Source organism: Bacillus sp. D48C, from assembly GCF_053345735.1.
The window spans coordinates 22445-49404 of sequence record NZ_JBKFAQ010000007.1 but is presented as its reverse complement, the minus strand read 5'-3'; the positions used below and the strand labels follow the sequence as shown (position 1 = coordinate 49404).

The following is a 26960-nucleotide window of genomic DNA, read 5'->3' as shown; positions in this document are numbered from 1 at the left end:
ATACGAAAAGAAAAAGTCTTTATATTTGTACCCCACTCTGAAATAAACACATTTGCAAACAATTCAACATCCTCTTCATATCACGTTCTTTATAATGATTTAAACATGCAATTTGGATCCAATTATTCTTTTGTAAATAAGATGACTCATAATGAACGATGTATCCTTGTAATGCTAATGCATCGCCTACTACTTTAGAAGAATGATCTTCGCTCAATACAATAGTAAGTATAATTGGCGCGGCATGTTCTTTAGGTGAAACAAGCTTTAAGCCCATATCAGTAATAACTTCTTCAACATAATCGTATGTCTCTTTAATTTTTACAAATGCCTTTTCATCTTCAAATCTCTTCAACGCTTCTTGCAATGCATAAATTAAATTCCATGATTGTGAGTATGGAATGCTTTCATTTTCTTCATACATGCCAATGTCCATATAGGCCGGCACAGCCTCGTTTATTTTTACAATGTGGTTATGAAAAACGAAAGAAATTCCTGTATATGATTTAATCGCTTTACCGCTAACACCACTTGCAAAATACACATCCTTCAAGTCTATTGGTATTGCTCCAATTGAGCTTATGCAATCTACACATAGTTTCATTTGATTCTCGTTACAAAGAGTATTTAGCTCGTTTAAATCGTTTAACATTCCAGTAGATGTTTCATGATGAACAAACCAAAGCCATTCATAATTTCCAGTTGTCATTATTTCTTCTAATTCTGTATAAATAAACGGCTCTCTCATTTCCTTTTTATACGTATCAAAATGTAACTGTGCTCGTTTTGCATGCCCAACTAATCTATTTCCAAATTCTCCATTTGTTAATACTAGTCCTTTCCCTTTTAAAGAACGTAACTGTAAAGCAATCGCATCATTGGCTAACGTCCCTGTTCCTAACATAAGTTGTACATGTTTTGCTTTTGTCATGTGAAGTAACCGTTTTTTCACATTGTCCATTGTCACTTGAAATGACTTAGAGCGATGCGAAATAGGCTTAGTACAAAATGCCTTTCGAACGTTCTCTTCAATGTCTACTGGACCAGGTAAAAACGTGTATTCTTTCGTCATAATACTTCCAACACTCGATTCTTCAAACATAGCAGGGGTAACATACATTGGCTGGTAGGTTGCTGCTTCTGTACCAACTAACGTATGGAAATCTTTGAATCCCATCTGCTCATATAAAGCTAGTTCACGTGTTGTTGCAGAAATGAGTGCTAATTCATATCCGTTTAGAAGCAAATAACGATGTAGAAAACGGATTAATCCTAACAACGCTCTTCCATTCCTATATTCACGTTCTACTGAAAGTAAACGAATTTCATACACTTTTTCTCCATGCTCTTGCAAATAAACATCTAAATTTGAAATTTTATAATCTAACGAGAATGGTCGTTTTCCCCGCACCGCGACCATACCTACTAATCTATCCTCATCTAAACAAATTAAATATGTATTTTCTTCATGAAACCTATCTATACGAAACTGGTCTTTCGTTTCTTCATGTTGTGGAATCTCTTCCACAAAAGTTTTATAATTTAATTTATGTATACTTTCAAATTCCCAATCTTGATCAGCAACTTTATAAATTAACCCCATGCCTTATCTCCTTTATCTATTTAATAAAAAATGATAAGTGGAGATTATCCCCACTTATTAAACATTCATTTTATTCTCGATTTACATATAGAATAAGTACAATAATCATTCCACTTAAAATAGTCGTAACAATAGAATAAGAATAAAGAATCATACAAATTGGTAAACAAGCAATCGTAATTAGTCCTGGCTTCGTAAATCCTTTAAATATTAAATAAAATACAATAAAAATGCCTATGAGGGTAAGCGCTATCAAATAATCAAATGCGATTAATCCTCCAATAAATGTTGAAATACCTTTACCGCCCTTACCTTTAAATAAAACTGGGTAAATATGTCCAATAATAACGGCCAATAATGTTAACATTACGAATGTAGGATCTTCAAAAAGATATTTTGCAACAGTAACAACGATTGCTCCTTTAATTGCATCACCTAAAAATGTAGCGATGAAATACCCTTTTCCATATAAGCGCCCCATATTTCTTGCACCAGGATTTCCGCTTCCTTCACCCCTAATATCAACGTTATGTCTCAATTTTGTTACTATATAAGCGGTCAAGATGTTTCCAATTAAATAAGAAGCCACCAAATATAAAAACTGCATACTATTAATCATGTAATCATTCACTTTCTACATGGGATTACATATACAATATTCAATTACTACGTATATTGTACGTTTTAATATACATCCCTTTATACATTTTAACATCATATTTTTACAAATCATACAAAAATTCTCATACGCTATTTTTAAAAATATATATCCCTCATTAAATAATATGTTCCTTTCACTGCCATTTCTGCTTGTGATACAAATATAATTTCTTTCATACTTTCTTCACAGCATTTCTTAAATACAGCAAATATTTCAGGAACTAAACGCAATATACTGCCACTTACTGCAATTGGCGTTGAGTGCTTAAAGTTTAACTTGTTATAAACATTTACTGTAATCCTTGCTAATTCCTTTCCAGCTTGCATTATAATTTCATGTGCATCATCATTTCCATTTCTCGCTTCCTGAATAACTAATGGCGCGATTGCTGCAATTTTATCTTTAGAAGAAGTATATACTAAGCTTTTTATATGAGACGGTGTCAAAAGTTGAAACTGCCTTTGAATATTCAAACTCAATGGACAAAGACTGATTCCTTGATCAAATTGAATTGCCATTTTCTTTAAAGATTGTAATGCAATCCAATATCCACTTCCTTCATCACCTAAAATATGTCCCCATCCACCACTATACTCGTACACTTTTCCTTTCTTTCCAAGACAAATCGCACCTGTACCACCAATTGTTAAAATTCCGTCATTCCCTTTTAAAGTAGCTGCATGTGCGATCATTGCGTCATTGAATACTTCAATTGGTGTTCCATACTTCTTTTTTAGACGTAATGTTAATTCATTTGTATTTGCTCCACTTACACCCGCTAATCCTAAACAAATACAAACGCAATCCCCCTTTAATAACCCTTTCTGGCATTGATCAATCACTTCCATAATATGCACAAGAGCTTCTTCAAAATCTATTAATATATTTCCAAATCCACTTGTAGCTCTTGCAAATTCGTTACCGTCTTTATCAAATGCAATTGCTTCTGTCTTCGTTCCCCCGCCATCTACTCCAATCATATACTTCATATATTCGCCTCATTCTCTTCAAATTGGAGGGAATGTTATATTCCCTAAAACTACAGATTGCTTTGCACCTGTTGCGCTCGGCACATTACTCGGATTACGATGATACGTTTCGTTTGCTAAAATCGCAAAGGCGATCGCTTCTTTCGCCGCTGAGGAATAGCCTAAATCTTCTTGAGTAAATATTTTGCATTTTTCTTCCTTTAATCCAAATCGTATTATTTCAACAAGTGTACGATTATAACTTCCGCCCCCGCCTAAAATTACTTCATCGATTTCATAATACGGAAAAATAAATTCCTGATAATGATGAACAATTGAAATTGCTGTAAACATTGTGACAGTTGCCAATATATTTTCTCTACTATGCTTTTCAAATCGATTCAATAATTCAGTCACAAACGCTTCTCCAAACTGTTCTCTACCTGTTGATTTTGGTGGTTTCACGTTCAAAAATGGATGGTTCATACAATAAGTCAAAATTTCATCTACAACTACTCCCTGTTTTGCAATCTTACCATTTTGATCATATGACAACTGAAATAACCTTTGACATACTTCATCAATTATCATATTCCCTGGTCCAGTATCAAAAGCAATAACACTCTCATTACTTCGTTTACTTGGAACCACTGTAACATTACCAATCCCGCCAATATTTTGTAGTAGTCTATTTTTAGTTTGATGCCGATATAAAATAATCTCTGAATATGGTACAAGTGGTGCACCTTGTCCCCCTGCCGCCATGTCCATCGTTCGGAAATTCGAGATAACTGTCGTGTTCGTTTCATATGCTATTACTGCTGGTTCCCCAATTTGCAATGTTGAAGAAATAATATTTCCTTCTTGCTTTGGCTGATGATAAATCGTTTGTCCGTGAGAGCCTATTAAATCTAATTGTCTCAAAGGAAAATTGGCCTCTTTACAAACTTCCTTTACAGCATTGGCGAAGCATAAACCAAGTTTAAAATTTAAACTACATATAAGTTGGACATTCGAAGTTTCAATTGATAACGCTTGTTGGATCTCATTTTTCATATCATTACAAAATGGAACAGTAGTAAAATGGATGAGTTCGATTTTAGAATCTACACCACTTCCTTCTATATGAACGAGCGCTACATCTATTCCATCCAATGAAGTACCAGACATTACCCCTGCAATATACATAACGTGCATGACCTCCTATTTACTAAAAAACAATCATGTAAGTAACGAACGTACAACCAATCGAAAACAATATAAATCTAAAAAACAACTGAGCTTTCGATGCAAACGATCCATCAATGAAAGAAACAACTACCGTAAGCAAAACGCTTGCCGCAATACTTGTAACGAGCCAGATACTATGCATTTGTGATAGATTTAGCATGCCTAATAAAGGGACAAAAAGTAAATTTGCACAAATCACTCCAAATAATAATAAAAATACGCCTTTATAACTAAATTTTATATTCATTCTATTTCCCCCTTTCTAGTTTTAATGTGAAAGAAGTGATAGACAAAAAGTCTATCACTCAAAATAACAGCATGCAGATTAAGGATTAACAGATTCCCCGTCACCATTCTTTTCAATTTCAAGCATATTTTTGTCGTACATTTTAAAGAATGGTAAATAAATAAGGAACGATATTGCTATATTTATAAAAACTAATACAATCGCACGCCAATCTCCACCTGTTGCTAAATAAGCACCAATTGGAGCAGGTAATGTCCATGGCGGCATAATATGCGTTGGTGTTACAAATCCCATCGCTGTTGCAGCATAAGCTATAGTAGCTGTTACTAACGGTGTAATGACGAAAGGAATAATTAAAATTGGATTTAATACAATCGGCAAACCGAATATAACCGGTTCATTTATATTAAAAATCCCCGGAACAATACACGTTCTCGATAATGCTTTCGAATATTTTGATCGACCAAATACGATCATAGCTAACACAAGCCCTAACGTTGCGCCCGAACCACCAATCCAAATAAACCATTGATAAAACGGTTCTGGTGCAATAAACGGAAAATGACTCGCTCCACTTGCTACAGCTTCACCGTTCTTTCCTAAATACACATCCCAAAGCGGCCTTGCCACAGTACCTACAACTGATACTCCGTGTATCCCGAAAGACCAGAAAAACGTAATTAAAAATACAGGTATAATAACGCCAAAGTAACTATCACCAGCTTTTACTAACGGTGCGGCTAGTTTATCTACAACGTAATGTAAATCAACTTTAAAAACGACTGTAATAAGACTCATAATAATAATAACGAATGCTGCAGGTATAAGTGCTTCAAATGAACGTGATACTGACGGTGGTACTTGTTCTGGCATTTTTATCGTTACGTTATTCTTCTTACAAAATCTTAAAATCTCAACTGATAAAATAGAGACAATCATCGTCACAAATAATCCATGACCTCCGAGGTTTGTCATTGGAAGCATAAATCCTTTTTTATCAATTAACTCAGGCGTTAATGTTAAAAGTAGTGAACATACCGCAAGCTGTGCTCCTGATAAAGCATCTAATTTATAACTTTTCGCTAAATTATATCCTATTCCAAATGCTATATATAAGGACATAATAAACATAGTTAAACGATATGGTATTAATATACTTGTTTGATTCTTTAATGCCCAAACCGATATGAAACTATCTTTCGGCAGTGGTGGAAATGCTACTATTAAAAAGAAGCTTCCTACTATAATAAATGGTAACGCCGAAATAACTCCATCACGGATTGCTTGTAGATGCCTCTGCTCAGAAAGCCTTGCCATCGGGCCAGATAAGTTTTTATCAAGAAACGTGACAAACTTATTCATAACGCTTCCCCCTAACTGATTAATTCATTTACAGTTTTTAATAAAGTCGGGCCTCCAAGCGGCGTGTATGCTTGCGGTGGAATGATGCCACACGGAATAGATTCCTCCTCTGCAAATTTTTTTACAGAGTCAAATCGGTGTCTTATTTGAGGTGCCACCATTACGACATCCCAGCCATTCTTTACTTCTTCCTCTACCTCATTCGTTCCAATTGCATACACTTCCATGTTCAAACCATTTTTCTCCGCTTCTTTTTTTAAAGCGTTTACAACAATTGCACTGGACATTCCTCCAGAACAGACAAACAAAACCTTCATTTATTAATCCTCCTATACTTATAATTTATTACCCTTCAAATGAAAGGAAGTTTCACTTTACTAACAAGCATATGAAGTAGTAAATGAATTTAGTTATAATGAAAGTAAATTTCATTAAAAATATTTTTCCTATTAAATTAATGTTTCAATGTGTAATTTTCTCTATTGCAAGGCCAACCTCACCTCAGATATTATTTTAAATAATCATATGATAGGGAGGCGTATAAATGATCGTTAAACGTTTATTAATGATATGTTGTATCGTCATCTTGTTCATCCCTTTCTCTTTCATTTCCCCTCACTCTACTTATGCTGAAGTAAATACTACGTACAAAAAACATGAATTACGTGCTGTATGGATCGCATCAGTTCTGAATATTGATTGGCCCACAAAAACTGGCTTACCTATTGAAAAGCAGAAACAAGAATTTATAAGATTATTAGACGATGTAAAAAGCACTGGTATGAATGCAGTTGTTGTACAAATTAAACCAACAGCTGATGCTTTCTATCCCTCAAATTACGGCCCTTGGTCTGAATACATTACGGGTACACAAGGAAAAGACCCCGGATACGATCCACTTGCATTTATGATTGAAGAAGCACACAAAAGAAATATAGAATTCCACGCATGGATTAATCCATACCGAATAACGATGAATCACACTGATATAAATCGATTATCAAATAATCACCCTGCAAGGCAACACCCCAATTGGGTTGTACCTTATGGCGGAAAGTTATATTACAATCCCGGTATTCCAGAAGTGAAAAAATTTATAACAGAAGGTGCTTTAGAAATCGTACAAAATTACGATATTGATGCGCTGCATATGGATGATTATTTTTACCCATATAAAGTAGCCGGTGAAGAATTTCCAGATCAGAAAACATACGAAACATATAATAACGGTAAATTTACAAATATAGAAGATTGGCGACGTAACAATGTAAATGAACTTGTAAAAGATTTAAATACTGCTATAAAACAAGAAAAATCATACGTAAAGTTTGGCATTAGTCCGTTCGGTGTATGGCGAAATATAGCTGACGATCCGACTGGCTCTAACACAACCGCAGGCCAAAGAAACTATGATGACCTTTATGCTGACACACGTGAGTGGATACAAAAAGGATATATTGACTACATTACACCGCAAATATATTGGAATATAGGTTTCACCCCAGCTGCATATGACATATTAGTAGATTGGTGGGTTAAAGAAACAAATAACAAACCGATTCATCTATACATCGGTCAAGCGGCCTATAAAATTAATAATAACTCCGTCCCTGCTTGGTCTGATCCAGAAGAATATCCAAGACAAATTACATTAAACTGGCTATATCCTGAAATAAAAGGTAGTATGCATTTTAGCTTAAAAGATATTAATAACAATCCACTTGGAGTTAAAGATAGACTCTCAAAAGACATATATATACATCCTGCATTAATCCCGCCTATGCCTTGGATTGATCATGATCCACCAAAACAACCGACATTAAAAGGTGCCATTCCAAGAAATGAAGGTATTGCAATCGGTATCATTGATAATAGAGATAATGATTCTGCTTATTACGCTATTTACCGCGCGAATGGGCAAAATGAAGTGGATATACAAAATTCTAAAAATTTACTTACTACTGTAAGAAAAACAAAACTTGGAGAAATTTATGTAGATAAAACCGTTATTTCTGGAGAAATGTATACGTATGTCGTAACTGCAGTTGATCGATTGCATAATGAAAGTGTGGCTTCTAGTCATACTACCGTTAGAGCAAAATAAAATCTCATAACAAAAAGCGCCTTAAAGCTGTGATACTTAGCTTTTAAGGCGCTTTTTGTTATTTATTCTTAAACTTCTCAGTCGCTGCTCTCATCTTCACATTTAAATCATGATCAATTGAGTCGCGAATATCTCGCTCTACTACTTCCATTTCTTTTTTGAAATTTTCCAAGTAGATTTTCAATTCTTCTTCCTTCTCTGGTCTTTGTGAAGGTGGTAATTGTACTACCAACGATAACATGGCCGTTAAATCTTTCATTAAAAACGTTTCAAGTTTATGTTGTTGTTCAAACATGCGTTGCTCTTGATAGTACGGAAGTGCATTTAATACTGAAATTGTAATATCATCAACCGTTCTTTGTAATGAAGGATTTATTGAGCGTTTATACGCTTGAATTGTATTTAATGCGTCTGGATAACGGTCATAAAAATACAATTTATAAAATGATAAGTCTGTCGGTTTTACAGTTTGCTGCGTTTCTTGTCTTAAGAAATCTTTCACTTTCATCGCAGCCACATCGATATCTTCACTTGTAAGCTTTTTCGTAGTTTTTGCCATTACATGCACTTTTTTCTGCTTTTCTTTCGGTAACATCGAGAAGACTTGTTCTCTCGTACGTTGACCTGATGCACAGAATAGAGTATTTAGTATATTTTGTTCTTTCTTTCCTTCGGTGCGAATCCAGCGATAAAACAGTGGGTGTTGTGTAAATTCTTGTAGAAACGGTATTGATTTGTTTGATAACTTATCTAAAGAATCTTGCGCTTTTTTATATGGCTTCGTCCATGAAAAATACAGTTTCCGTCCGAAATATACGACTAAAACAACGACAGTAAATGCTATTAAAAGCAATGTACCGAGTAGTAATAGTACTGTTTGAATGAAACTCATTTGTTCACCTCCTCTAATAATCCGTTATTTCCTTGGACGCTGAATGAGTTTCTGCTTCATCTCATCATTAAATGTGTCTAGTTCAATAACAAACTTCTTACTTGACTCAATAATACGTTCTGACGATTTTTCAGATGCCTCAATTGCAGCGAACACATTTTGGAATGATTCGCGTAATTTATCCATGCTAATAGCAGGATTCTCAAGCAATTTCGTCGTTTCTTCTGTATTTTGTTTTAACGCTTGAGAATTACTTAACACCATCGATTCAATTGCTTCATTCGTCGCATTTACGGCATCAATTGTTTTACGTTGATTCGTTAATGCTAGCTGAATAGCAGCTGAAACTGTTACAACGTTTTGCGTCATCGTAATCGCATTACGTATTGCCTCTGTTAATTTTTCATTGTTTTTCTTAATGATGTCTACAGAAGCTATAGATTGTAATAATACACTTTTCGCTTGCTGCATATTACGTGTACGTACAAGTATCTTTTCTAATGCATCGTTAATTAACGGAATATCCCTTTGACGCTCTGGGTTTTGTTTTTCAGCTTCAAGCATGCCAGCAAGCTTTTTCCCTAAGTATACTTGTTTATCAAGAGCATGAATTTTATCGTGCGATTGTTCTTTTAACATTTCAAGACCAACTGTATCCTCTTGTAGGTTATCACGACCAATTAGGAGGGATCTAATAATTTCCTCGATTTGTTTATCTATAGATTGGTATTTATGCACGTATGTTTCAAGTGGATTTTTCTTGAATACTTTAAACATTATTTTCTTCATACCACTTGCTTTAAGTGAATTGGGATCAAGCTCTGATACCACTTTTCGTAATTCTAACAATGTATTTGGAATTTCTTCATTTTTCCCATTCATCATCGCTGTTACAGGGCGTTTTAAAGCTGATAACGTTTGTCCTGCTGCTTGTTGCTCTTTATCCCCTAAATCTCCTAGCTGAGACAATACTTTTGATAAATCTGTATTTTGCTCGCTATTTAACTTTTGTACATAAAGATCAGCTTCTTTATTTAGTTCCTCTAATTCTGCATCTTTTATAACTGTATCAACTACTACTTCTACATTATTATCTTTCACAATGGATACAGGTTCTTTTTTCTCGAGTTCAGTCAACAAAATCGCTCCTTTATTTATATGTGCGAATTCATATGCACTATATTTCATCAATTATATCGTATTTCATATACATTCTGCCTGCTTGAAATCGATTTTTTAGAAATGTCTGTTTATGCAATCATTCCCTGTTTCTTACTATAAGTATACCTGTAATCAACATAATTTTCCTCAGACTTAAGACCTAGAGAACTACATGCTGAAGGCGGATTCTTCATATATTTCCTAAATAATTTACGTTCTTTCAATCGTGCTACACTCAATCTTTTGACATTCACCCTTTTTCAATGTGATAATTCTATTACGCTCACTTTTATTTATTTTTGCGAGCTACAAATGCTCCCTTTTGAAACGCTAATAACACCGTTTCAAACGTATCATCTTCTTCAATCATTTTTATAAACTCACCTAATTCATTCGCATGAGAAGTTGCATTATCAACAACAAGAAAACCTTTTGGTTGTAACATACGTTTTATATGCTCAAACCACCACATGTATTGCGTACGCTCTGAATCTAGGAAAATAAAATCAAATGAATGATTTAATTGCGAATCTAAAAATGCCCCGGCTTCTTGATTATGAATATCGATTCTTTGTAACAGGTTTGCCTTTTCAAAATTGACAAGTGCCTCTCCAACTCGTTCTGAAGAAAGCTCTACAGTCGTTACATTTCCATTCGTTTCTTCTACCGCATTAGCTAACCACAATGTAGAATAACCATTAGAAGTTCCAATTTCTAAGATGTTTTTTGCATTACACCCTTTTACTAAAATTGATAAAAATTGCCCCATCTCACGAGAAACATTCCGTAATTTTTCTTCCCTTGTTTTTTTATTTCGATCATGCTCTTCTCCATATTGTTCAAGTTGCAATAATAATGAATCTACTGTATCCATTCTTTTCATCGCCTTTCCAAGCAATATGATGAAAAAGCTCTTGCTGCCCGTCTACTTTTTATTATATGCGAAACAAAAACCTTTTTCCTGTTATATGACAAAGATTTATAATTTTTTATAGCATATTGTTTCGTTTTTTGGTAAAGTTAATTTCTACGTGCAATTATTCCATTCATATTATTTCATATTAAAATTGCAGTTATTAAATTATATAAACCCCATTTAAATGAATCGGTATTTCAAATTCAATTAAGCGCCCTTTTCGGACGCATTTTCTTTGTTTATATATTTCCAGAAGAAAGGATGCTTACAAATGAACGTGATTAGCTTAGATGCTGCTCGAAAACGAAAGCAGCATAAAAAATTAATGATTACTATACCGATTATTACACGTATTTATGAAGAAGACGGGGAAATTAAATTTGAGGTAGCTGGCGAAAAAGATGTACCTCTTGAAATGTTAGAAAAATAATAAAAAACGCATTTCTGAAGAAATGCGCTTTTTTATATTTTTACATTTAAATGCATAAGTTTTTCAGGATTAACCATCATATAAATATTTGAAATTTTCTCATCCTCAAATGCAAACGAAAGAACATACGTTACTTTATTATTTATTGTAACTATAACTCCTGGCATACCATTTACCATTTTGAAATCAACAGTGTACTCTTCTGTCAATCGTTGTGCAATCCCAAAGAACAAGCGCATAATTCGATCCACAGAATAAATCGGATTAATCGCAGTCGTAACTTTACCACCACCATCAGCTTTGAGTATAGCATCTGTTTTTAATACTTCTAACATACCTTCCTCATCCCCACACTGTAATGATGATACAAACTTTTCAACATAAGAAGCCATTTTCTCGGTGCTTAATTTTGATTGCTTCGGTTTCTCCAAAATGCTTTTTCGTGCACGTTGAAAGATCTTCCTGCAGTTCACACTACTCTTATCAACAATTGAAGCTATTTCTTCGTATTCATAACTGAAAACCTCTCTTAATATGAAAACAATCCTTTCTACCTCAGATAGTTGTTGTAAAAGTAATAAATATGCGGTGGAAAGGGATTCTTTCATTATAAATGACTTTGATGGCTCATCACTCTCTTCTACAAGTGGCTCTGGTAACCACATCCCTACATACACGTTACGTTTATGCGCTGCCGATCGTAATTTATCAATTGAACGATTTGTCGCCATCTTACATAAATATGCTTTCATATTTTCTATAGATTGAGGATCTTCTATATTATTTAGCGAGATAAATACATCCTGAACGATATCCTCAGCATCCATAACGCTCCCAAGAATTCTGTATGCTAACGAAAATAATAATGGTTGATACGCTTCATATAACTGCTCCGTTTCCATGATGAACTACCTCACTTTCATATTGCTTTAAAATGTGTAACGCTGCACGTTTCCCGCTTGCTACCGCAGCATCAGCTAATATTTCATCATGCCCTGCCCAATCTCCTGCAACATAAATACCTGGCATTTCAGGTATATTTGGGCCCGGTTTTTCAACACGGTCAATATGAGGAAAATCATGTACTACTGTTATTTTCGGTAAATATTGCTGTGCAACAACTTCTCTTTTCCAATTTGGATGTAACAACTCCATCGTACTTTCCAACTGTTCTTTATCTTCATGAATATGATTCATCGCTAGCACAGGATTATGGTACTTAATTAGACTCACTGCAATTGATCCATCTTCACTTAATTTAGCTGCTCTCGATTGATTTGTGAAAAATATAGGTTGATCTAATCCTAATACAAATTGATGTGTAGGATTGGGTAATTGTCTCAAGCCAATATCTAATGCAGCAACAGTAACCGGTACCGATTGTTCACTCCATCTATGCAAACTTGTTCCTTCTGCACCTTTTATTATTTTACAAGCTTCTTTCGGCGGAGTCGTCACGATGACTGTACCTACTTCAAAAACCTCATCATCAACACAATGTATTCTTTGTTTATCTTCGTAATGCTCTATTTCCAAAACATGCTTTTTAGCCAAAAATTGCACGCCGGCATCGTTCGCTATAGCTCTTAATTTTGTTATTATCGTTTCCCAACCACCATCTACATAAAGCACTCCTTCTTTTATAGAAAGCTGTATTTGCTTTAGTACAGATGATGCTAATTGTATTGTAGGAGCAAACGTATATGTTGTCGTCCGGCATAGCGCATAAAATATATTGCGAACCATTGGATCTTTTATTTCATTTTCTGCCCATGTAGTTAGACTCACTTTTGGAATTTCTCCTACATCTAAATTTCCTAAACGAATCATAAGACGTGAGAATTGTACTTTTGCAGACCACGAAAGTAGTGGTGTTGATAAAATTGAGCGAAAATCTGTTGGGATGGTGAATATATCCCCTTTCCATATTCCATGTGCTTTTGTAGATGGTATTCCACCTGGAAGATTCATACCGAGCTCATTAAAAGTTATAAACGCTGCCCCGCCTCTATATAAAGCATGTGCACCAAGATTCATGCAGATTCCATTTTTATTTATAGTCATCCCTCGGCCACCGAATTGACTCGACTTTTCTAATACAATCACTTTCCTTCCAGCTTTCGCTAAATATATAGATGCTGTTAATCCAGCAAGCCCACCGCCAACAATTGCTATATCAAATGTATTCATAATAAAATCCCTCCTTATCGTTCTACATACAAGACGAACGATTAAGGAGGGATGTGACATAAAAATAAATTTTTATTATCCTACTTTATTTCATTACTTTTTAATTCGGTCATATTGCATACGAAATAACTCAATTGCAAATGGAATATCCTCTTCACTCTTTATATAATAACTGATCCATCCTGATTCAGGTAATACGTGATGTGGTTTTACCAATCCCTGCTTCACTAATTCATCTCGCTTTAACTTCGGAAATGGTAAATCAGCTAATTTATCACCATGAAGATGGCCAAGTTCTTTCTTGCCATAATTTATTTCAATACCACCAAATCGATGCGTTTTTTCAGAAACACCCGCCCAGCTGAGTACTTCATTTCTAATCATTTCACTAAATGACATGAACATTCACTCCTTATAAATGATTGATGTAATTTTAAGTTAACATTTGCATTACTTTTTTCCATCAATCCAAAGTATGAATGGGAATACGAATATAGTTTAATCTTAATACCTTATTCTTTATGGAATAAGTGAATTTATTAAGTTATCGACAACAGCACAAAACAAAGACTAGACACATATCCTAATTTTGTAACCTAACTTACCTATAGAAAGGCGGGTAATACAATTGACTGCCAACATCGACTATACCTCCCCCTCAACTAATTTTACTTATGATGTAAATAAAAGTAATTTTTTTCAGAAAGATGCCCAAAATTATATAAATGTACTTGGCATTAAACAATTAAATACTTTAGAAAATACTTCTTTATTAGATATTTATTTAAGTACAGGAAATGTTGTAGAACCACATATTCATCAAAATGCAGCTGAACTTGTTTATTGTATTTCAGGGTCTGCTGTTGTTTCTTTACTTAATCCATTTACGAATCAAATATTAAACTTACCGATAAAACCGGGGCAAGTTGCCAACATTCCACAAGCGTGGTGGCATTATGAAATTGCTACAGCAGATAATACTCATTTATTAGCTATTTTCAATGCCCCAGCGCCAGAAGTTATTTTCGGTTCTGACATTTTAAGATTAACTCCGGCTCATATGATGGCCCATACTTACTGCCTCAATGAACAACAATGGAAACAAGCGATTTCTCCTATTCAATCAACTACTGTAATTGGTCCTCCGGCAAACTGCAATCAAAACCGTGAAATGAAAAATTATCCAATCCACCCCCTTACTCAACAGCCTAATCCCTATCGCCAAGATTCTTATTACTTTCCTCTGTACTGGGGTTATTAATTTGTAAATTTTCAAAATAATCATCATTTATCTCCTAGGAAAATACCGAGGAGATTTTTTATTGTATCTTCTCTTCCTATTAATAATAGTAACAATTGATAGTATACATACATATAATATTTATATATTAAATTGGAGGTGATAGTACTATGAGTAATTATAACTATCGAAAAAACTACTCTTATAATAAAAATAGTAGCTCTTCAGCATCCTCTCAATCTTCCAATTCCCAATCTTCCAATTCCCAATCGCAAAGAGACTTAACTCAGCAAGGCTATGTAAAGAAAAAAGGATGTAACTGTAATAAAAATAAATAGTTTATTTTATGGATGAATTCTTTTGTAAAAGAATTCATCTTTTTTTGCTGACCGGAATTTTTTTATGTTACATAACTTATTCCTTAAATAGGAAAGGATAAATTATACTTTTTATACGAACTTAACAAAGAGTGATTATTCAATTGATTTATTACCTATTCCCCCAAAAAATATAGTCCTTCCTAAATTTAGGAAGGACTATATACAAACCTCTGTTTAATTTCCTACTAAACGTTGTAACAAATTAAACGATATTAATACCTGCACTTACAAATCCAGCAACTGCAGCTATTGGACTTGCTGCTGTTAATGAAACATATAACAGTATTTTATCCCCAGCCGCTACTGGAATAGCTTCAGCTATGATTCCTGATGCTGTAGAACCAATCGCTATTGCGGCAAATGCTGGTGTTAATAATAGAGGTGCGCCTTGTACTGTAAACGTATTGCTTGCTGCAGGTGCAGTTAATATTTGTATTTGCACTTGAACAGGTGATAGTGGAGCTAATGCAGCTGTTGCACTAAAGAAACCTGCTAATGACGTAATAGTTCCTGCGCGCGGTGCTACAAATGCATAATCACCTATACCTAATGCTAATGTGATACTTGTTCCACCAGTTAAAGCTACACCAGGCTGACTAAATCCAAATCCAAGAAGAGTTCCTGTATTAGCTATTAACGCGTTAACTAACGCAGATGGAGTTGTACCTGAAGCAAATGGAATAATAGCTCCGCCACCAGTTGCACCTGTTGCTCCAGTTAAACCTGTTGCTCCTGTTAAGCCTGTTGCTCCTGTTGGGCCTGTTGCTCCTGTTGGGCCTGTTGCTCCTGTTAAACCTGTTGCTCCTGTTAAGCCTGTTGCTCCTGTTGGGCCTGTTGCTCCTGTTGCTCCTGTTAAGCCTGTTGGACCTGTTGGACCTGTTGCTCCTGTTAAGCCTGTTGCTCCTGTTAAGCCTGTTGCTCCTGTTGCTCCTGCTCCTGTTGGACCTGTTGCTCCTGTTGGACCTGTTGCACCAGTTGCTCCTGTTGCACCAGTTGCTCCTGTTGCTCCGCCTCCTGGACCTGTTGGACCTGTTGGACCTGTTGGGCCGCCTCCTGGAGTTGCACCAATTAATTGAGTTAATAAGTTTAATAAAAGTTGTAAACTTGCCGGATCAATTTTTAAAGAAAAGAAAAATGGTGCAAGAGCACTGTAGAATTGTTGTAATAAAGAAAGTAATTGACTTAGATTTGGGTTAGGAGACTGTAGTAAATTAATAATACTTTGAATTAATTGTTTTAAGAAATTCCCTTCTGGGGAAGGTGCTAATTCATTTAGTAAGTTCAATAGTTGAGTAAACAAATTGAGTAAAGCTAATCTGTTTGCATCACTTGGATTTGCAAAAAACGCTGCAACAGCCGCTATTAAAGAGTTTAGTAAAGTAATTAATCTACCTAATTGCTCACTAGTAATTGGAACTGTCTGTGGATTGTTACAGCAATCTGGAGTGAAAACAATCGGATTATTGCAGTGGTTATGACCGAAACAATTATTGCTTGTCATTTATGTCCTCCTTACTTGTTTTATATTTGAGTTTTTCCTATTATAAGGATCATAAAGTTGTAAAAGAGTATGTGTTATATATTGACTTAAAATAGGAAACATGAAATATAATTAAACTTGCAAACGCTATTTAATTATGTTCATGACTCACATATTAATTATATGTTTTTAATAATTGACTGCTTAGATTAAATACCTAAACTTAAGAGTTTATTTTATTTTTCCACGTTTATCTCTTAGGTTCAAATACACATATTAATTTGAATATACTCAACAATTAACGGTGCCATTTTTTACATATAAATTCACATTATTTCTTTACTAAAATTGTGGTCTCTTTTTAAACATGAAGCCGTTTGTATCATAGAGAACTCTCATATAATATATTGAAAAATTCATTCTATATTTTATTCCAATACACAATGAAAAGGATTGAAAGTAAATTTCCTATCATTCAACCATTTATAACATCTAGAAATTGAATGTACCTTCACTTAATTTTAACTATTTAAATATGAAACAAAAAGGACAGATTCCTTTTCATTAAGGATCTGTCCTTTTAATTAATAATGATAAATTGTAATATAATTGAAGATCCTTGCGATGGTGGTTGCGTATCCAATAAAGTTAATTTACCAGTACTCACTTCATATAATGGTTGTGGCTGCAGTATTCCGTTAACAAACAAATTAATATAAGAAACTTCACTAGGAGACAAAATATTTGTTGTACCATATTGAGGTATCCCGTCAGTATCTGTATATATAAGTTTCTCTCCATCTGCAAAAGTGTAATATAACAAATTGGTTGTTGTTATAGGGACAATACCCCCAGTAGGACCTGTTGCTCCAGTTACTCCCGTTGGTCCTGTTATTCCAGTTGGTCCCGTTATTCCGGTTGGTCCGGTTACTCCTGTTGGTCCTGTTGGTCCTGTTGCTCCGGTCGGTCCCGTTATTCCGATTGGTCCCGTTTCTCCGGTTAGCCCGGTTACTCCGGTCAGTCCCGTTACTCCCGTTGAACCTGTTATTCCGGTCGGTCCCGTTTCTCCGGTTGCTCCCGTTATTCCGATTGGTCCCGTTTCTCCGGTTGCTCCCGTTATTCCGATCGGTCCCGTTATTCCGGTCGATCCCGTTTCTCCGGTTGCTCCCGTTATTCCGGTCGATCCCGTTTCTCCGGTTGCTCCCGTTATTCCGGTCGATCCCGTTATTCCGGTCGGTCCCGTTATTCCGGTCGGTCCCGTTTCTCCGGTTGCTCCCGTTATTCCGGTCGGACCTGTTTCTCCTGTTGGAATATAAATTGGTGGAAGAATCGGAAATGTAGGTCCAATATTTTCTGGCCCTATCATCCCCTTATTCAATGATAAATTGTCATTGCGTTTCAATTTAATACCTCATTCCACATGTTTTTTAATTCATACACATCATTATGATCCTATTATTCAAGAATGACTTTATAACTATTCTCTTTTTCTTCCCAAAGAATTATTACATATATTAAACATTTTACCGTTGCTATAACCGCTTTAATTAATATAATAAATAAATCATTCTATTTAAAAAGTACTAAATCTATAACATTCTTATTTAAAAAGATGAGGTGATTTATATTCAAGATAATAATGAAATTAGAAAAAAAGAAATAATGTCAATGGCCCTTGACATTATTTTCCCTTACAGGCTTACTGGGCCTACCGGAAATACTGGGCCTACCGGAAGTACTGGACCTACCGGAAGTACTGGGCCTACCGGAAGTACTGGTTTAATCGTTACAACAAACTCTATGTTCGCTAATAATACATTAGGTGGTCCCATCTCTGTGATATTAGGTGGCACTAATATTCCTCTTTCTAATAACCAAAGCCTCGGTAATTTTACAGTTAACGCCTCAAACGATATATTTACAATTCCTGTAACTGGAAGATATCATTTAACCTATCAAGTTAATACGACAACCTCTCTACTTGCTGGAACAAGACTACTATTAAACGCTTCTACGCCAATTCCTGGCTCTATTTTTTCTCCCGCGTTATCAACTTCAAATTATAGTAATAATTTAATTACTAATTTAAATGCTGGTAATACAATTTCACTACAATTATTTGGTATATTATCCGTCGTGAATTTAGTTGGAGGCGGATCAACAGGTGCCTCTCTTACAATTATACGAATTGATTAAAAAATGATTCATTCTTTTTATAATAAAAAATCTAAATACTCACTTAGTAAATGTTACTATAGTGATTAAGTAATAAAAACAAATTATACTATATCCATAGTAGAAAACATCTATACTAAATTTTCCGTATATATATTATCAATTTACACTTCCCCCAAGTCGATGTTACATTAAAGATGAAGATTGTTTCTCCTTTACAGACCATCTCAATATGTATTTGAGAAACATCTCCAATCCTATACGCGAGAGCAATACTATATTGACACTCAATTGAGTGTCTTTTTTTATTCAAAAAAATAAAACCATCTCTTATAGATGGTTTTAACAATACACATTTACTTTTACTCTTTATATTATTGCCAGCTTATAAAGCTGGATAATAAATAGTCATACTTAACCGAGTTAATGTTCTTCCTGAATTAGTATAAGTATGCGGTCTATCCGCCTTAAAGCGAATTGAGTCTCCATTATTTAACGTATATTGACAATCATTTATATCAATTTTCAATTCCCCTTCAAATACCGTTATAAATTCCTCAGTACCCTCTTTATGTGCTTCTGAACTTAAATTCCCTTCTGTTTCAATTTCAACCGTATAGATTTCGAAGTTTCTATCATCTTGGAAAGGAAATGAGGGATACACTTTATATCTCCCATTGTCTTCAGACAATGCTTGAACATCATTTCGTAAAATCACTTTCGTATCAGGCTGTGGATTATTAATTAAAGAGGTAAAGGATACTTTCAAACCATTAGCAATTTTCCATATTGTTGTTAGTGTCGGGCTTGAATCTCCTCTTTCAATTTGTCCAATCATCGTTTTACTTACACCTGTTAATTGAGAGACCTTTTCTAAACTTAATTTTTCTTTTTCACGTATTGATTTTAAATTTTTTGCCAGAATAAGTTGAATTTCTTCCATAAAAAACACTCCTACATTGTATACAATATAACGTCCGTTATGTATAATAAAAAGCGCACGTTATATTGTTCTTTTTGATCATTATAACATACAAAATAATTAGGGGGTTTTAAAATGCCAATATTTTCTTTTTTGTTATTTGTTTTTATAAGCAGCTTCACACCTGGCCCTAACAATTTCTTAGCTATGACATACGCAAATCAACACGGATTAAAGAGAAGTATAAACTTTTGCTTTGGAGTAGCATTCGGTTTTTTCATCCTCACTTCTTTATGTAGTTTCTTTAATATTGTATTAATTAATATTGTACCTATAATTGAATTGCCTTTAAAGATTTTAGGTGTCGCGTATATGCTATATTTAGCCTTTAAAATAATCACTAGTAAAGGCAGTGCAGAACCCGATGAAAAAAATAATAAAAACTTATTTACAGTGGGTATTTTTCTTCAATTTGTTAATCCAAAAGGAATATTATTTGGACTCACCGTAGTCTCTACTTTTATACTCCCTTACTACAACTCATATTCAATTTTTCTACTTTTCTCATTATTCCTAGGTATAGTTGGTTTACTGAGTACATTTAGTTGGAGCCTTTTTGGTTCCATGTTCCAAAAAATTTTATTAAAACATAATCAATTATTTAACATCATTATGGCTGTTTTATTGATTTTCAGTGCTATTTCAATTGTTATTCACTAGCTATTAACTCATTCTGGATGCTTTTTATCCTCTTTTCTGTATACATCACATCAATATTATAATAATCTTAAAATGTTTTTATTAATAATCTATTTCGTAGTTTCACAATTTATGGATTGGGACTACGAAGTAAACTAGAATGTTTCTCACTAGATAATATTAATTTTGTTGTGTGCCGCTAGCTTAATAAAGTTCTTCAACATTATTCGCTTTAGTATTATACGATTGTAGGCAAAATGAAAACAATAAGTCTACAACATAGGTATTTTAAAATCTTTTTATAATTATAAAGAAAAAATACCGTATAATATAAATTACTGCTCTTTAGGAGGATCACAATGGCTGATAAGTATAAATTTTTAATTCTCATTGTTACCGCATTTTTTTCATTCTTTTCTTTAATAAAAGATTTCCGCAACACTTCAAAAAGTTTCTTTTGGGGTAGTTTTTTAATTCTTACAAGCTTCATGATACTATTAATACATGCTCTAGATTTAACTCAAATACTTATTTATCCAAAGCAAATTGCGCTTGAATTTATAACAATACCACGTAAATTATTTTTGCCATCTGTCACTGAGGCCGCCAGTTTCCCTACAACACTAAGATAATAATTTGATTAAGAGCTCTTTTTTAACCTAAACATACCATATACAAAATCCAACCTTAATCACTTAATTACTGATAAGAACCTAACTTATAAAACGCATAATAATTATACTCATTTACTAGTATACAAGCCGTATCTCTTAGTAGAAGCACAGCATAGAATACGATACAGGACAAAACCTTCAAAAAACTTGTCTGAGTTAATTCTCAAAAAGGGGTGAATATAAATGCCTATCGTTAAACCTTTTATAGCTGGAAGACGATTTGTAAGTACAGCAGCAACAGGAACTGCTGCTGGAGCAGATTTAACTTTTGCTAACACAGACTTCACTGATGACACTGGCGCTGTAACAACATTCCCTGCTTCTTATGCCTTTTTAACACTTTATATTAATGGTGTTATTCAAACAGGTGATACTATTACTGGTGTGACTACTACAGCTGCTACTATTGTAGGAGGAGCAGTCCTAGATGGAGGCACTCCTATTGCAATTGAATTTACTATAACGTAACTTGATTTATCTTTTTAGAGGTTTCATTAAAAGAAACCTCTAATTTTAAAAATTCACATCAATTTTAGTAGCAACTACATATAGTACAGTGCATATACTAGATAGAATGATAGGAACTTATACTCACTCACAAAAAGAGCACTTATCTATAGTGACCTTTTATATGGCACAATAATTCTTCTCCTATTTGCTCTTAGAGAACCTACTAAGCAGTTAGCTAATTTAGCTAACTGCTTTTTCCATATATTATTTATAGCTTTATCCGTAATAGTAACGCTTGTGCACTATCTACTATAAATTTTCATATATTGTATTATGATTGTCCAAAACGTGAAGTTAATACTCACGCAATCTAAATACAAGAAAGGAGTGAAAATATGCGCTCATCAATTCGTAAATTCGCTAATTTTAATTGTGAAGCACAAGCACCTAGTACACTACCTGCCCTAGGTTTTGCCTTCAATGCTACTTCACCTCAATTTGCAACATTATTTACACCACTACTATTACCTAGTACAGGCCCAAATCCTAACATTACTGTCCCTGTAATCAATGATACAATTAGTACTGGAACTGGTATTAAAATTCAGATAGCTGGTATTTATCAAATTAGCTATACATTAACAATTAGCCTTGATAACGTTCCGGTAGCCCCGGAAGCAGCGCGCTTTTTCTTGACATTAAATTCATCGACTAATGTTATTGCAGGATCCGGAACCGCAGTCCGTTCTAATATTATCGGAACTGGTGAAGTCGATGTATCAAGTGGTGTCATTCTAATTAACTTAAACCCTGGTGATGTAATTCAAATTGTCCCCGTTGAAGTAATAGGTACAGTAGATATTCGTTCTGCAGCGTTAACAGTTGCGCAAATTCGTTAATAAAGTGAAACTTTAATCAGCCCTCACCAATCGAACTTTTACGGGCAGCCCGGCCCTCACCTAACTTCTTTGCTTCCACTGAATTTTGAGGTGGGGGCCTTACTGCCCGGCAAATAGCGGGATAAAAACAAAAGACTTGGCTAACTAACATTTAATGTTCCTTATACACACTAAAATATATTTTTATAGATTTGACACACATTTATATTAAACAAGCATATTTTATTGTATGTTGACTATATAGTCATACAAATCTAAAGCGTTCATAAAAGCACACTTATATGTGTGCTTTATTTTTAATTAAAACCTACAACATTCTCAAACAATATCCATATATTATCTTGATTTCTCTCTAAATATATAGTTTGTCTCAGAGCGCTATACTGCGCTCTTTTTATTTAAATCCCAATTTTTAAAGTTCGATTTTATGATTTACGTTATACACATGCTCCGCTACTTTTGAAACAAGGTATACATCTAGAACACTTCAGTCATAAAGATATGTTCATAACATTAAATCGCTATTCACATGTTTTGCCTGGAATGCAGGAGGATGCTGTTAAAATATGTAGTGAAAGACCATTAGAATAATAATATTTTCAAATATAAAAAAATGCGGTTTCTCCTCTCAAGAGAAACCGCAACATATCAATGCTTTTACTATATTTTAAACTGACTCGTATACAAATCAAAATAGAATCCTTTATCTTCCATGAGAGATTCATGATTCCCTCTTTCTAAAATATTTCCATCTTTTATAACAAGGATTTGATCTGCCTTTTCAATTGTTTTAAGTCGATGAGCGATCACAAAACTTGTGCGACCTCTCATTAAATTATTTAGTCCTGCTTGTATTTGTAATTCTGTTCTTGTGTCAATATTAGATGTCGCTTCGTCGAGAATTAATATATCTGCATCTGCTAAAATTGCTCGTGCAATCGCAAGAAGTTGTTTTTGTCCTTGACTTAAATTCGATCCTTCTGAAGCAATTTCTGTTTCATATTGATTTGGCAAATGCTTAATAAAAGAATGTGCAGATGCTGCCTTAGCTGCAGTGATGACTTCTTCATCACTAGCATCTAAGCGTCCATAACGGATATTATCCATAATCGAGCCTGCAAATAAATACGTATCCTGTAAAACTACTCCTATTTTACTTCGTAAAGAATTAATATCATAATCTTTTATATCTTTTCCATCAATATGAATTTGTCCTTGCTGTATATCGTAAAAACGAGTTAACAAATTAATGATTGTTGTTTTCCCTGATCCAGTCGGACCAACTAAAGCAATTGTCTCTCCTGGCTGCGCTTTAAGACTTACTTCTTTTAAAATCGTTTTATTTTCTGCGTAGCCAAATGAAACATTCTCAAGTACAACATGCCCTTGTAAATTTTGTACAACAAATGCGTCTTTTTTATTTTGAATTTCTGGTACCTCATCCATAATCTCAAAAACACGTTCTCCACCAGCAACTGCTGCTTGAATTGTATTCATTAAAGTCGCAAATTGACTTAACGGTCTTGAGAATTGACGAGAATAATTAATAAAAGCCGCAATAACACCTACTGTTGTCATTCCGTTTAAGACCATAACTGATCCAGTCCCAATGACAAGCCCCATACCTAAGTTATTAATAAAGTTCATACTTGGAAAAATAAAAGCTGAAAATGTATCAGCCTTCGTAGCTGAAACTCTTAGCTGTTCATTAATTTTATTGAAATTTTGTACAGTTTCTTTTTCTTTTCCGTACAACGTTGTAACATCCGCACCTGTAATTGCTTCCTCAATAAATCCATTTAATTCACCTAAATCTTTTTGACGCTTCGCAAAGTTTTTACCACTATATGCAACTAGTTTTTTTGTAACGTAAAACATAATAGGTACTGTAATTAAAGTTACAATTGCTAAAATCCAATTTAAGGCGAACATCGCAATCGTTACACCTATAAAAGTTAACGCTGATGAAATAATTTGTACAACACTTTGTGTCAAAGCTTGGTTCAAATTATCTATATCATTTGTCACACGGCTCATTAAATCACCTTGAGAACGTACATCAAAGAACCGTAAAGAAAGCGTTTGGATTTTCTCAAAAATATCTTGTCGTATTTTTTGAATTGTTTTTAATGCAACGTTAATCATGACAAACGTTTGTAACCATGTTAAAAGTACCGTTACACCATAAATCGCGATAAGTAACATACACATTCTTGCTGTACCACTTAAATCTTTCGGTACAATATATTGATCTATAATGACTCCCATAAAATATGGACCTAATAATCCAAGTAATGTAGTAACAACTACTAGAAATATAACAAACATAAGAGCAGCTTTTTGATAGCCCATATAATTCCATATCCGCATTACAGTTCCTTGAGCATTTTTAGCTTTTCCCATCTTTGGCGTGTTTCTTCTACCTTTATTAGCAAATTGTCCTTGAAAATTACGCATGTTCTTCCCCACCTTCTTTATACAAATTACCACCTTGGGAAAGATAAATTTCCTGATAAACCTCACTTTGTTCTAACAATTGTTCATGTGTACCATTACCAACTAATTCACCATTATCTAATACAAGTATTTTATCCGCATCCATTATGGAAGAAATTTTGGACGCAATTAATAAAGTCGTTGTGCCTTTATATTTTGTTTTTAAAGCTGTTTGAATAGTAGCCTCTGATTTCGCATCAACTGCTGATGTAGAATCATCTAATATTAGAATCGGTGGTTTTCTCACAAGTGCTCTTGCAATTGATACACGTTGTTTTTGTCCACCTGATAGATTTGTTGCACCTTGTGTTAAATTATATTGATAAGATTCTTCCAGCTTATTGATAAACTCAGTCGCACAAGCTGATGCGGTTGCTACTTCCAGCTCATCGTGTGTTGCATCTTCTTTACCATAACGTAAATTCTCTTCTATACTACCTGAGAACAATAACGCCTTCTGAGGTACAAAGCCTATTGAAGCACGGAGTTTTTGCAAATCATATGTTTTAACATCTATTCCATCTATACATATTTCACCTTGATCCACATCATATAGACGTGGTAACAGTTTCGCTAAGGTTGATTTACCACTTCCAGTCGATCCAATAATCCCTACTTTTTCACCTTTTTGTATGCTAAACGAAATATCTTTTAAAACATATTCATTATTTTTCGTATAGCTATAACTAACATTTTTAAATTCTATATTCCCCTCGATTTTCTCAGGTTCAATCGCATTCGCTTCGCTTATAATATCAACTTCAGTATTTAACACTTGCTTTACACGATCCGCAGATGGAAAAGCTCGCGCAATTTGAATAAATACCATGCTAATCGACATAAGTGACATTAAAATGATATTCAAGTAATTAATAAATGCCAAAATCGCTCCTACTTGAAGTGTTCCACTGAATACTTTTTCTCCACCAATCCATAATGTTGCAACAATCCCGCCACTTACAACTAGCATAATGATTGGCATCATTAAAGAAATAAGTTGCACAGCTCGAATATTTATCTTCGTTAAATTTGTATTTACATTTCCAAATTGAGCGATTTCATATTTTTGTCTTACATACGCTTTTATAACACGCACACCAGATAAATTTTCTTGTAACTTTGTATTCACTTTATCTAATGCCTCTTGCACCTTTTTAAATGTACCACTTGCTTTACTTGCAATTAAAATAATTGCAAGTAATAAAATTGGAACAACTACAAGTAATATTGGAAATAACTCTCGCGCTGTTACAAAAACAATAATTATACTTCCGATAAATAACAGTGGGCCACGAACGAGAACACGTAATGTCATCGTCATTGCCGATTGAATAGAAGTGATATCATTCGTCACAATCGTTAATAATTTACCTGTTCCAAATGAATCACGATTATTACTAGAAAATGTTTCTATTTTCGCAAACACATCTTTTCTTATGTCTGTAGCGAAATTAACAGCTGCTTTTGTAGAATACATCATACACCCAAGCCCTCCAACTAAACCGAGTGCTGCTGCCCCTATCATAAGAAGCCCCATTTTTATTACATAATTTAAATCCCGATTTGCAATCCCAACATCAATGATATGTTGCATAATAGTCGGTTGAATTAAGTCCATCGCAACCTCAAGTACCATAAATAGCGGTCCAATAATAGCGAAGAACATGTATGGTTTTAAATACTGTAATAACTTACGAAATGATTTCATACATAATCTCCTTTTCCCATGAAATTACCACTGAATAATTCATATCCCTCCTTATTTAAGCGATATATTTTGT

General features: G+C 34.1%; 26 protein-coding genes. 8 read left to right on the top strand and 18 right to left on the bottom strand.

All coding sequences use genetic code 11. The features are described 5' to 3' along the window. Positions 1–19: 19 nt before the first annotated feature. The 7 genes from ACLBXA_RS17855 to ACLBXA_RS17825 all read right to left on the bottom strand — a co-directional run bounded on the left by ACLBXA_RS17855 (position 20) and on the right by ACLBXA_RS17825 (position 6388). Positions 20–1603 (bottom strand): aminotransferase class V-fold PLP-dependent enzyme, encoded by a 1584-nt coding sequence (locus ACLBXA_RS17855; RefSeq protein WP_000523040.1) that lies wholly within the window; start codon positions 1601–1603, stop codon positions 20–22. A 70-nt stretch (positions 1604–1673) separates the two neighbouring features. Continuing rightward, the gene (gene plsY / locus ACLBXA_RS17850; protein ID WP_000610878.1) at positions 1674–2222 is read right to left on the bottom strand and encodes a glycerol-3-phosphate 1-O-acyltransferase PlsY; all 549 of its coding nucleotides are present in this window, start codon (positions 2220–2222) and stop codon (positions 1674–1676) included. Between the two features lie 137 nt (positions 2223–2359). Further along, the gene (locus ACLBXA_RS17845; protein ID WP_000876581.1) at positions 2360–3253 is read right to left on the bottom strand and encodes a BadF/BadG/BcrA/BcrD ATPase family protein; all 894 of its coding nucleotides are present in this window, start codon (positions 3251–3253) and stop codon (positions 2360–2362) included. Positions 3254–3271: 18 nt separating this feature from the next. Then, complete coding sequence (gene anmK, locus ACLBXA_RS17840) at positions 3272–4420, bottom strand: anhydro-N-acetylmuramic acid kinase AnmK (protein WP_086391123.1); 1149 nt, start codon at positions 4418–4420, stop codon at positions 3272–3274. A 22-nt stretch (positions 4421–4442) separates the two neighbouring features. Continuing rightward, positions 4443–4709, bottom strand: coding sequence for a hypothetical protein (locus ACLBXA_RS17835; protein ID WP_001021963.1), 267 nt, complete (start codon positions 4707–4709; stop codon positions 4443–4445). Positions 4710–4787: 78 nt separating this feature from the next. Then, positions 4788–6071, bottom strand: a complete 1284-nt coding sequence (locus ACLBXA_RS17830) for a PTS sugar transporter subunit IIC (RefSeq protein ID WP_001032289.1) — start codon at positions 6069–6071, stop codon at positions 4788–4790. 11 nt (positions 6072–6082) lie between these two features. Further along, entirely contained in the window at positions 6083–6388 is a 306-nt protein-coding gene (locus ACLBXA_RS17825) for a PTS sugar transporter subunit IIB (protein WP_000865904.1), read from the bottom strand. 227 nt (positions 6389–6615) lie between these two features. Between ACLBXA_RS17825 and ACLBXA_RS17820 the strand changes: the two genes are divergently transcribed. Next, positions 6616–8175: a glycoside hydrolase family 10 protein gene (locus ACLBXA_RS17820; protein ID WP_447617355.1), complete on the top strand. Its 1560-nt coding sequence runs from the start codon at positions 6616–6618 to the stop codon at positions 8173–8175. Positions 8176–8233: 58 nt separating this feature from the next. On the opposite strand, the gene ACLBXA_RS17815 is transcribed toward ACLBXA_RS17820, so the two are convergent. From ACLBXA_RS17815 to ACLBXA_RS17805, 3 genes are all read right to left on the bottom strand, one after another. After that, a complete protein-coding gene (locus tag ACLBXA_RS17815; protein WP_000008362.1) occupies positions 8234–9067 on the bottom strand; it encodes a DUF3974 domain-containing protein in 834 nt (277 codons plus the stop codon). A gap of 24 nt (positions 9068–9091) precedes the next feature. After that, the gene (locus tag ACLBXA_RS17810) at positions 9092–10204 is read right to left on the bottom strand and encodes a toxic anion resistance protein (protein WP_000137396.1); all 1113 of its coding nucleotides are present in this window, start codon (positions 10202–10204) and stop codon (positions 9092–9094) included. Positions 10205–10517: 313 nt separating this feature from the next. Then, positions 10518–11111, bottom strand: coding sequence for an O-methyltransferase (locus tag ACLBXA_RS17805; protein WP_086391156.1), 594 nt, complete (start codon positions 11109–11111; stop codon positions 10518–10520). 304 nt (positions 11112–11415) lie between these two features. On the opposite strand from ACLBXA_RS17805, the gene ACLBXA_RS17800 reads away from it, so the two are divergent. After that, the gene (locus ACLBXA_RS17800) at positions 11416–11574 is read left to right on the top strand and encodes a hypothetical protein (RefSeq protein WP_001100984.1); all 159 of its coding nucleotides are present in this window, start codon (positions 11416–11418) and stop codon (positions 11572–11574) included. A 32-nt stretch (positions 11575–11606) separates the two neighbouring features. On the opposite strand, the gene ACLBXA_RS17795 is transcribed toward ACLBXA_RS17800, so the two are convergent. From ACLBXA_RS17795 to ACLBXA_RS17785, 3 genes are all read right to left on the bottom strand, one after another. Then, positions 11607–12476, bottom strand: a complete 870-nt coding sequence (locus ACLBXA_RS17795; protein ID WP_144514109.1) for a sigma-70 family RNA polymerase sigma factor — start codon at positions 12474–12476, stop codon at positions 11607–11609. Further along, positions 12454–13764, bottom strand: a complete 1311-nt coding sequence (locus tag ACLBXA_RS17790) for a phytoene desaturase family protein (RefSeq protein ID WP_001091192.1) — start codon at positions 13762–13764, stop codon at positions 12454–12456. Before ACLBXA_RS17790 ends, ACLBXA_RS17795 begins: the two co-directional genes overlap by 23 nt. Positions 13765–13857: 93 nt before the next feature. Further along, positions 13858–14163, bottom strand: coding sequence for a luciferase domain-containing protein (locus tag ACLBXA_RS17785; protein ID WP_000010327.1), 306 nt, complete (start codon positions 14161–14163; stop codon positions 13858–13860). A gap of 229 nt (positions 14164–14392) precedes the next feature. Between ACLBXA_RS17785 and ACLBXA_RS17780 the strand changes: the two genes are divergently transcribed. Then, entirely contained in the window at positions 14393–15025 is a 633-nt protein-coding gene (locus tag ACLBXA_RS17780) for a cupin domain-containing protein (protein WP_000126310.1), read from the top strand. A 561-nt stretch (positions 15026–15586) separates the two neighbouring features. Here ACLBXA_RS17780 and ACLBXA_RS17775 read toward each other — a convergent pair. Together ACLBXA_RS17775 and ACLBXA_RS17770 are read right to left on the bottom strand one after the other, a co-directional pair. Then, a complete protein-coding gene (locus tag ACLBXA_RS17775; RefSeq protein ID WP_447617349.1) occupies positions 15587–16885 on the bottom strand; it encodes an exosporium glycoprotein BclB-related protein in 1299 nt (432 codons plus the stop codon). A 559-nt stretch (positions 16886–17444) separates the two neighbouring features. Further along, complete coding sequence (locus tag ACLBXA_RS17770) at positions 17445–18266, bottom strand: DUF4183 domain-containing protein (RefSeq protein WP_447617348.1); 822 nt, start codon at positions 18264–18266, stop codon at positions 17445–17447. Positions 18267–18481: 215 nt separating this feature from the next. Here ACLBXA_RS17770 and ACLBXA_RS17765 point away from each other — a divergent pair, with 215 nt between their 5' ends. After that, a complete protein-coding gene (locus tag ACLBXA_RS17765) occupies positions 18482–19060 on the top strand; it encodes a BclA C-terminal domain-containing protein (protein WP_002162809.1) in 579 nt (192 codons plus the stop codon). Between the two features lie 364 nt (positions 19061–19424). Here the strand turns inward: ACLBXA_RS17765 and ACLBXA_RS17760 are convergent, their stop codons facing one another. Next, entirely contained in the window at positions 19425–19982 is a 558-nt protein-coding gene (locus ACLBXA_RS17760; protein ID WP_000391292.1) for a helix-turn-helix domain-containing protein, read from the bottom strand. A 114-nt stretch (positions 19983–20096) separates the two neighbouring features. On the opposite strand from ACLBXA_RS17760, the gene ACLBXA_RS17755 reads away from it, so the two are divergent. The 4 genes from ACLBXA_RS17755 (at position 20097) to exsF (ending at position 22683) form a co-directional block, all read left to right on the top strand. Continuing rightward, positions 20097–20681, top strand: a complete 585-nt coding sequence (locus ACLBXA_RS17755) for a LysE family translocator (protein ID WP_001121279.1) — start codon at positions 20097–20099, stop codon at positions 20679–20681. Between the two features lie 338 nt (positions 20682–21019). Further along, positions 21020–21292, top strand: a complete 273-nt coding sequence (locus ACLBXA_RS17750; RefSeq protein WP_000774122.1) for a hypothetical protein — start codon at positions 21020–21022, stop codon at positions 21290–21292. A 225-nt stretch (positions 21293–21517) separates the two neighbouring features. After that, positions 21518–21802, top strand: a complete 285-nt coding sequence (locus tag ACLBXA_RS17745) for a DUF4183 domain-containing protein (protein ID WP_001123247.1) — start codon at positions 21518–21520, stop codon at positions 21800–21802. Between the two features lie 377 nt (positions 21803–22179). Continuing rightward, the gene (exsF, locus tag ACLBXA_RS17740) at positions 22180–22683 is read left to right on the top strand and encodes an exosporium protein ExsF (protein WP_001257874.1); all 504 of its coding nucleotides are present in this window, start codon (positions 22180–22182) and stop codon (positions 22681–22683) included. 660 nt (positions 22684–23343) lie between these two features. Here exsF and ACLBXA_RS17735 read toward each other — a convergent pair. Beyond that, entirely contained in the window at positions 23344–25140 is a 1797-nt protein-coding gene (locus tag ACLBXA_RS17735) for an ABC transporter ATP-binding protein (protein ID WP_086391118.1), read from the bottom strand. Further along, positions 25133–26887 carry an ABC transporter ATP-binding protein gene (locus ACLBXA_RS17730; protein ID WP_000834778.1) on the bottom strand — a complete coding sequence of 585 codons (1755 nt, stop codon included), beginning with the start codon at positions 26885–26887 and terminating at the stop codon, positions 25133–25135. The genes ACLBXA_RS17735 and ACLBXA_RS17730 overlap by 8 nt, the downstream gene beginning before the upstream one ends. Positions 26888–26960 lie beyond the last annotated feature (73 nt).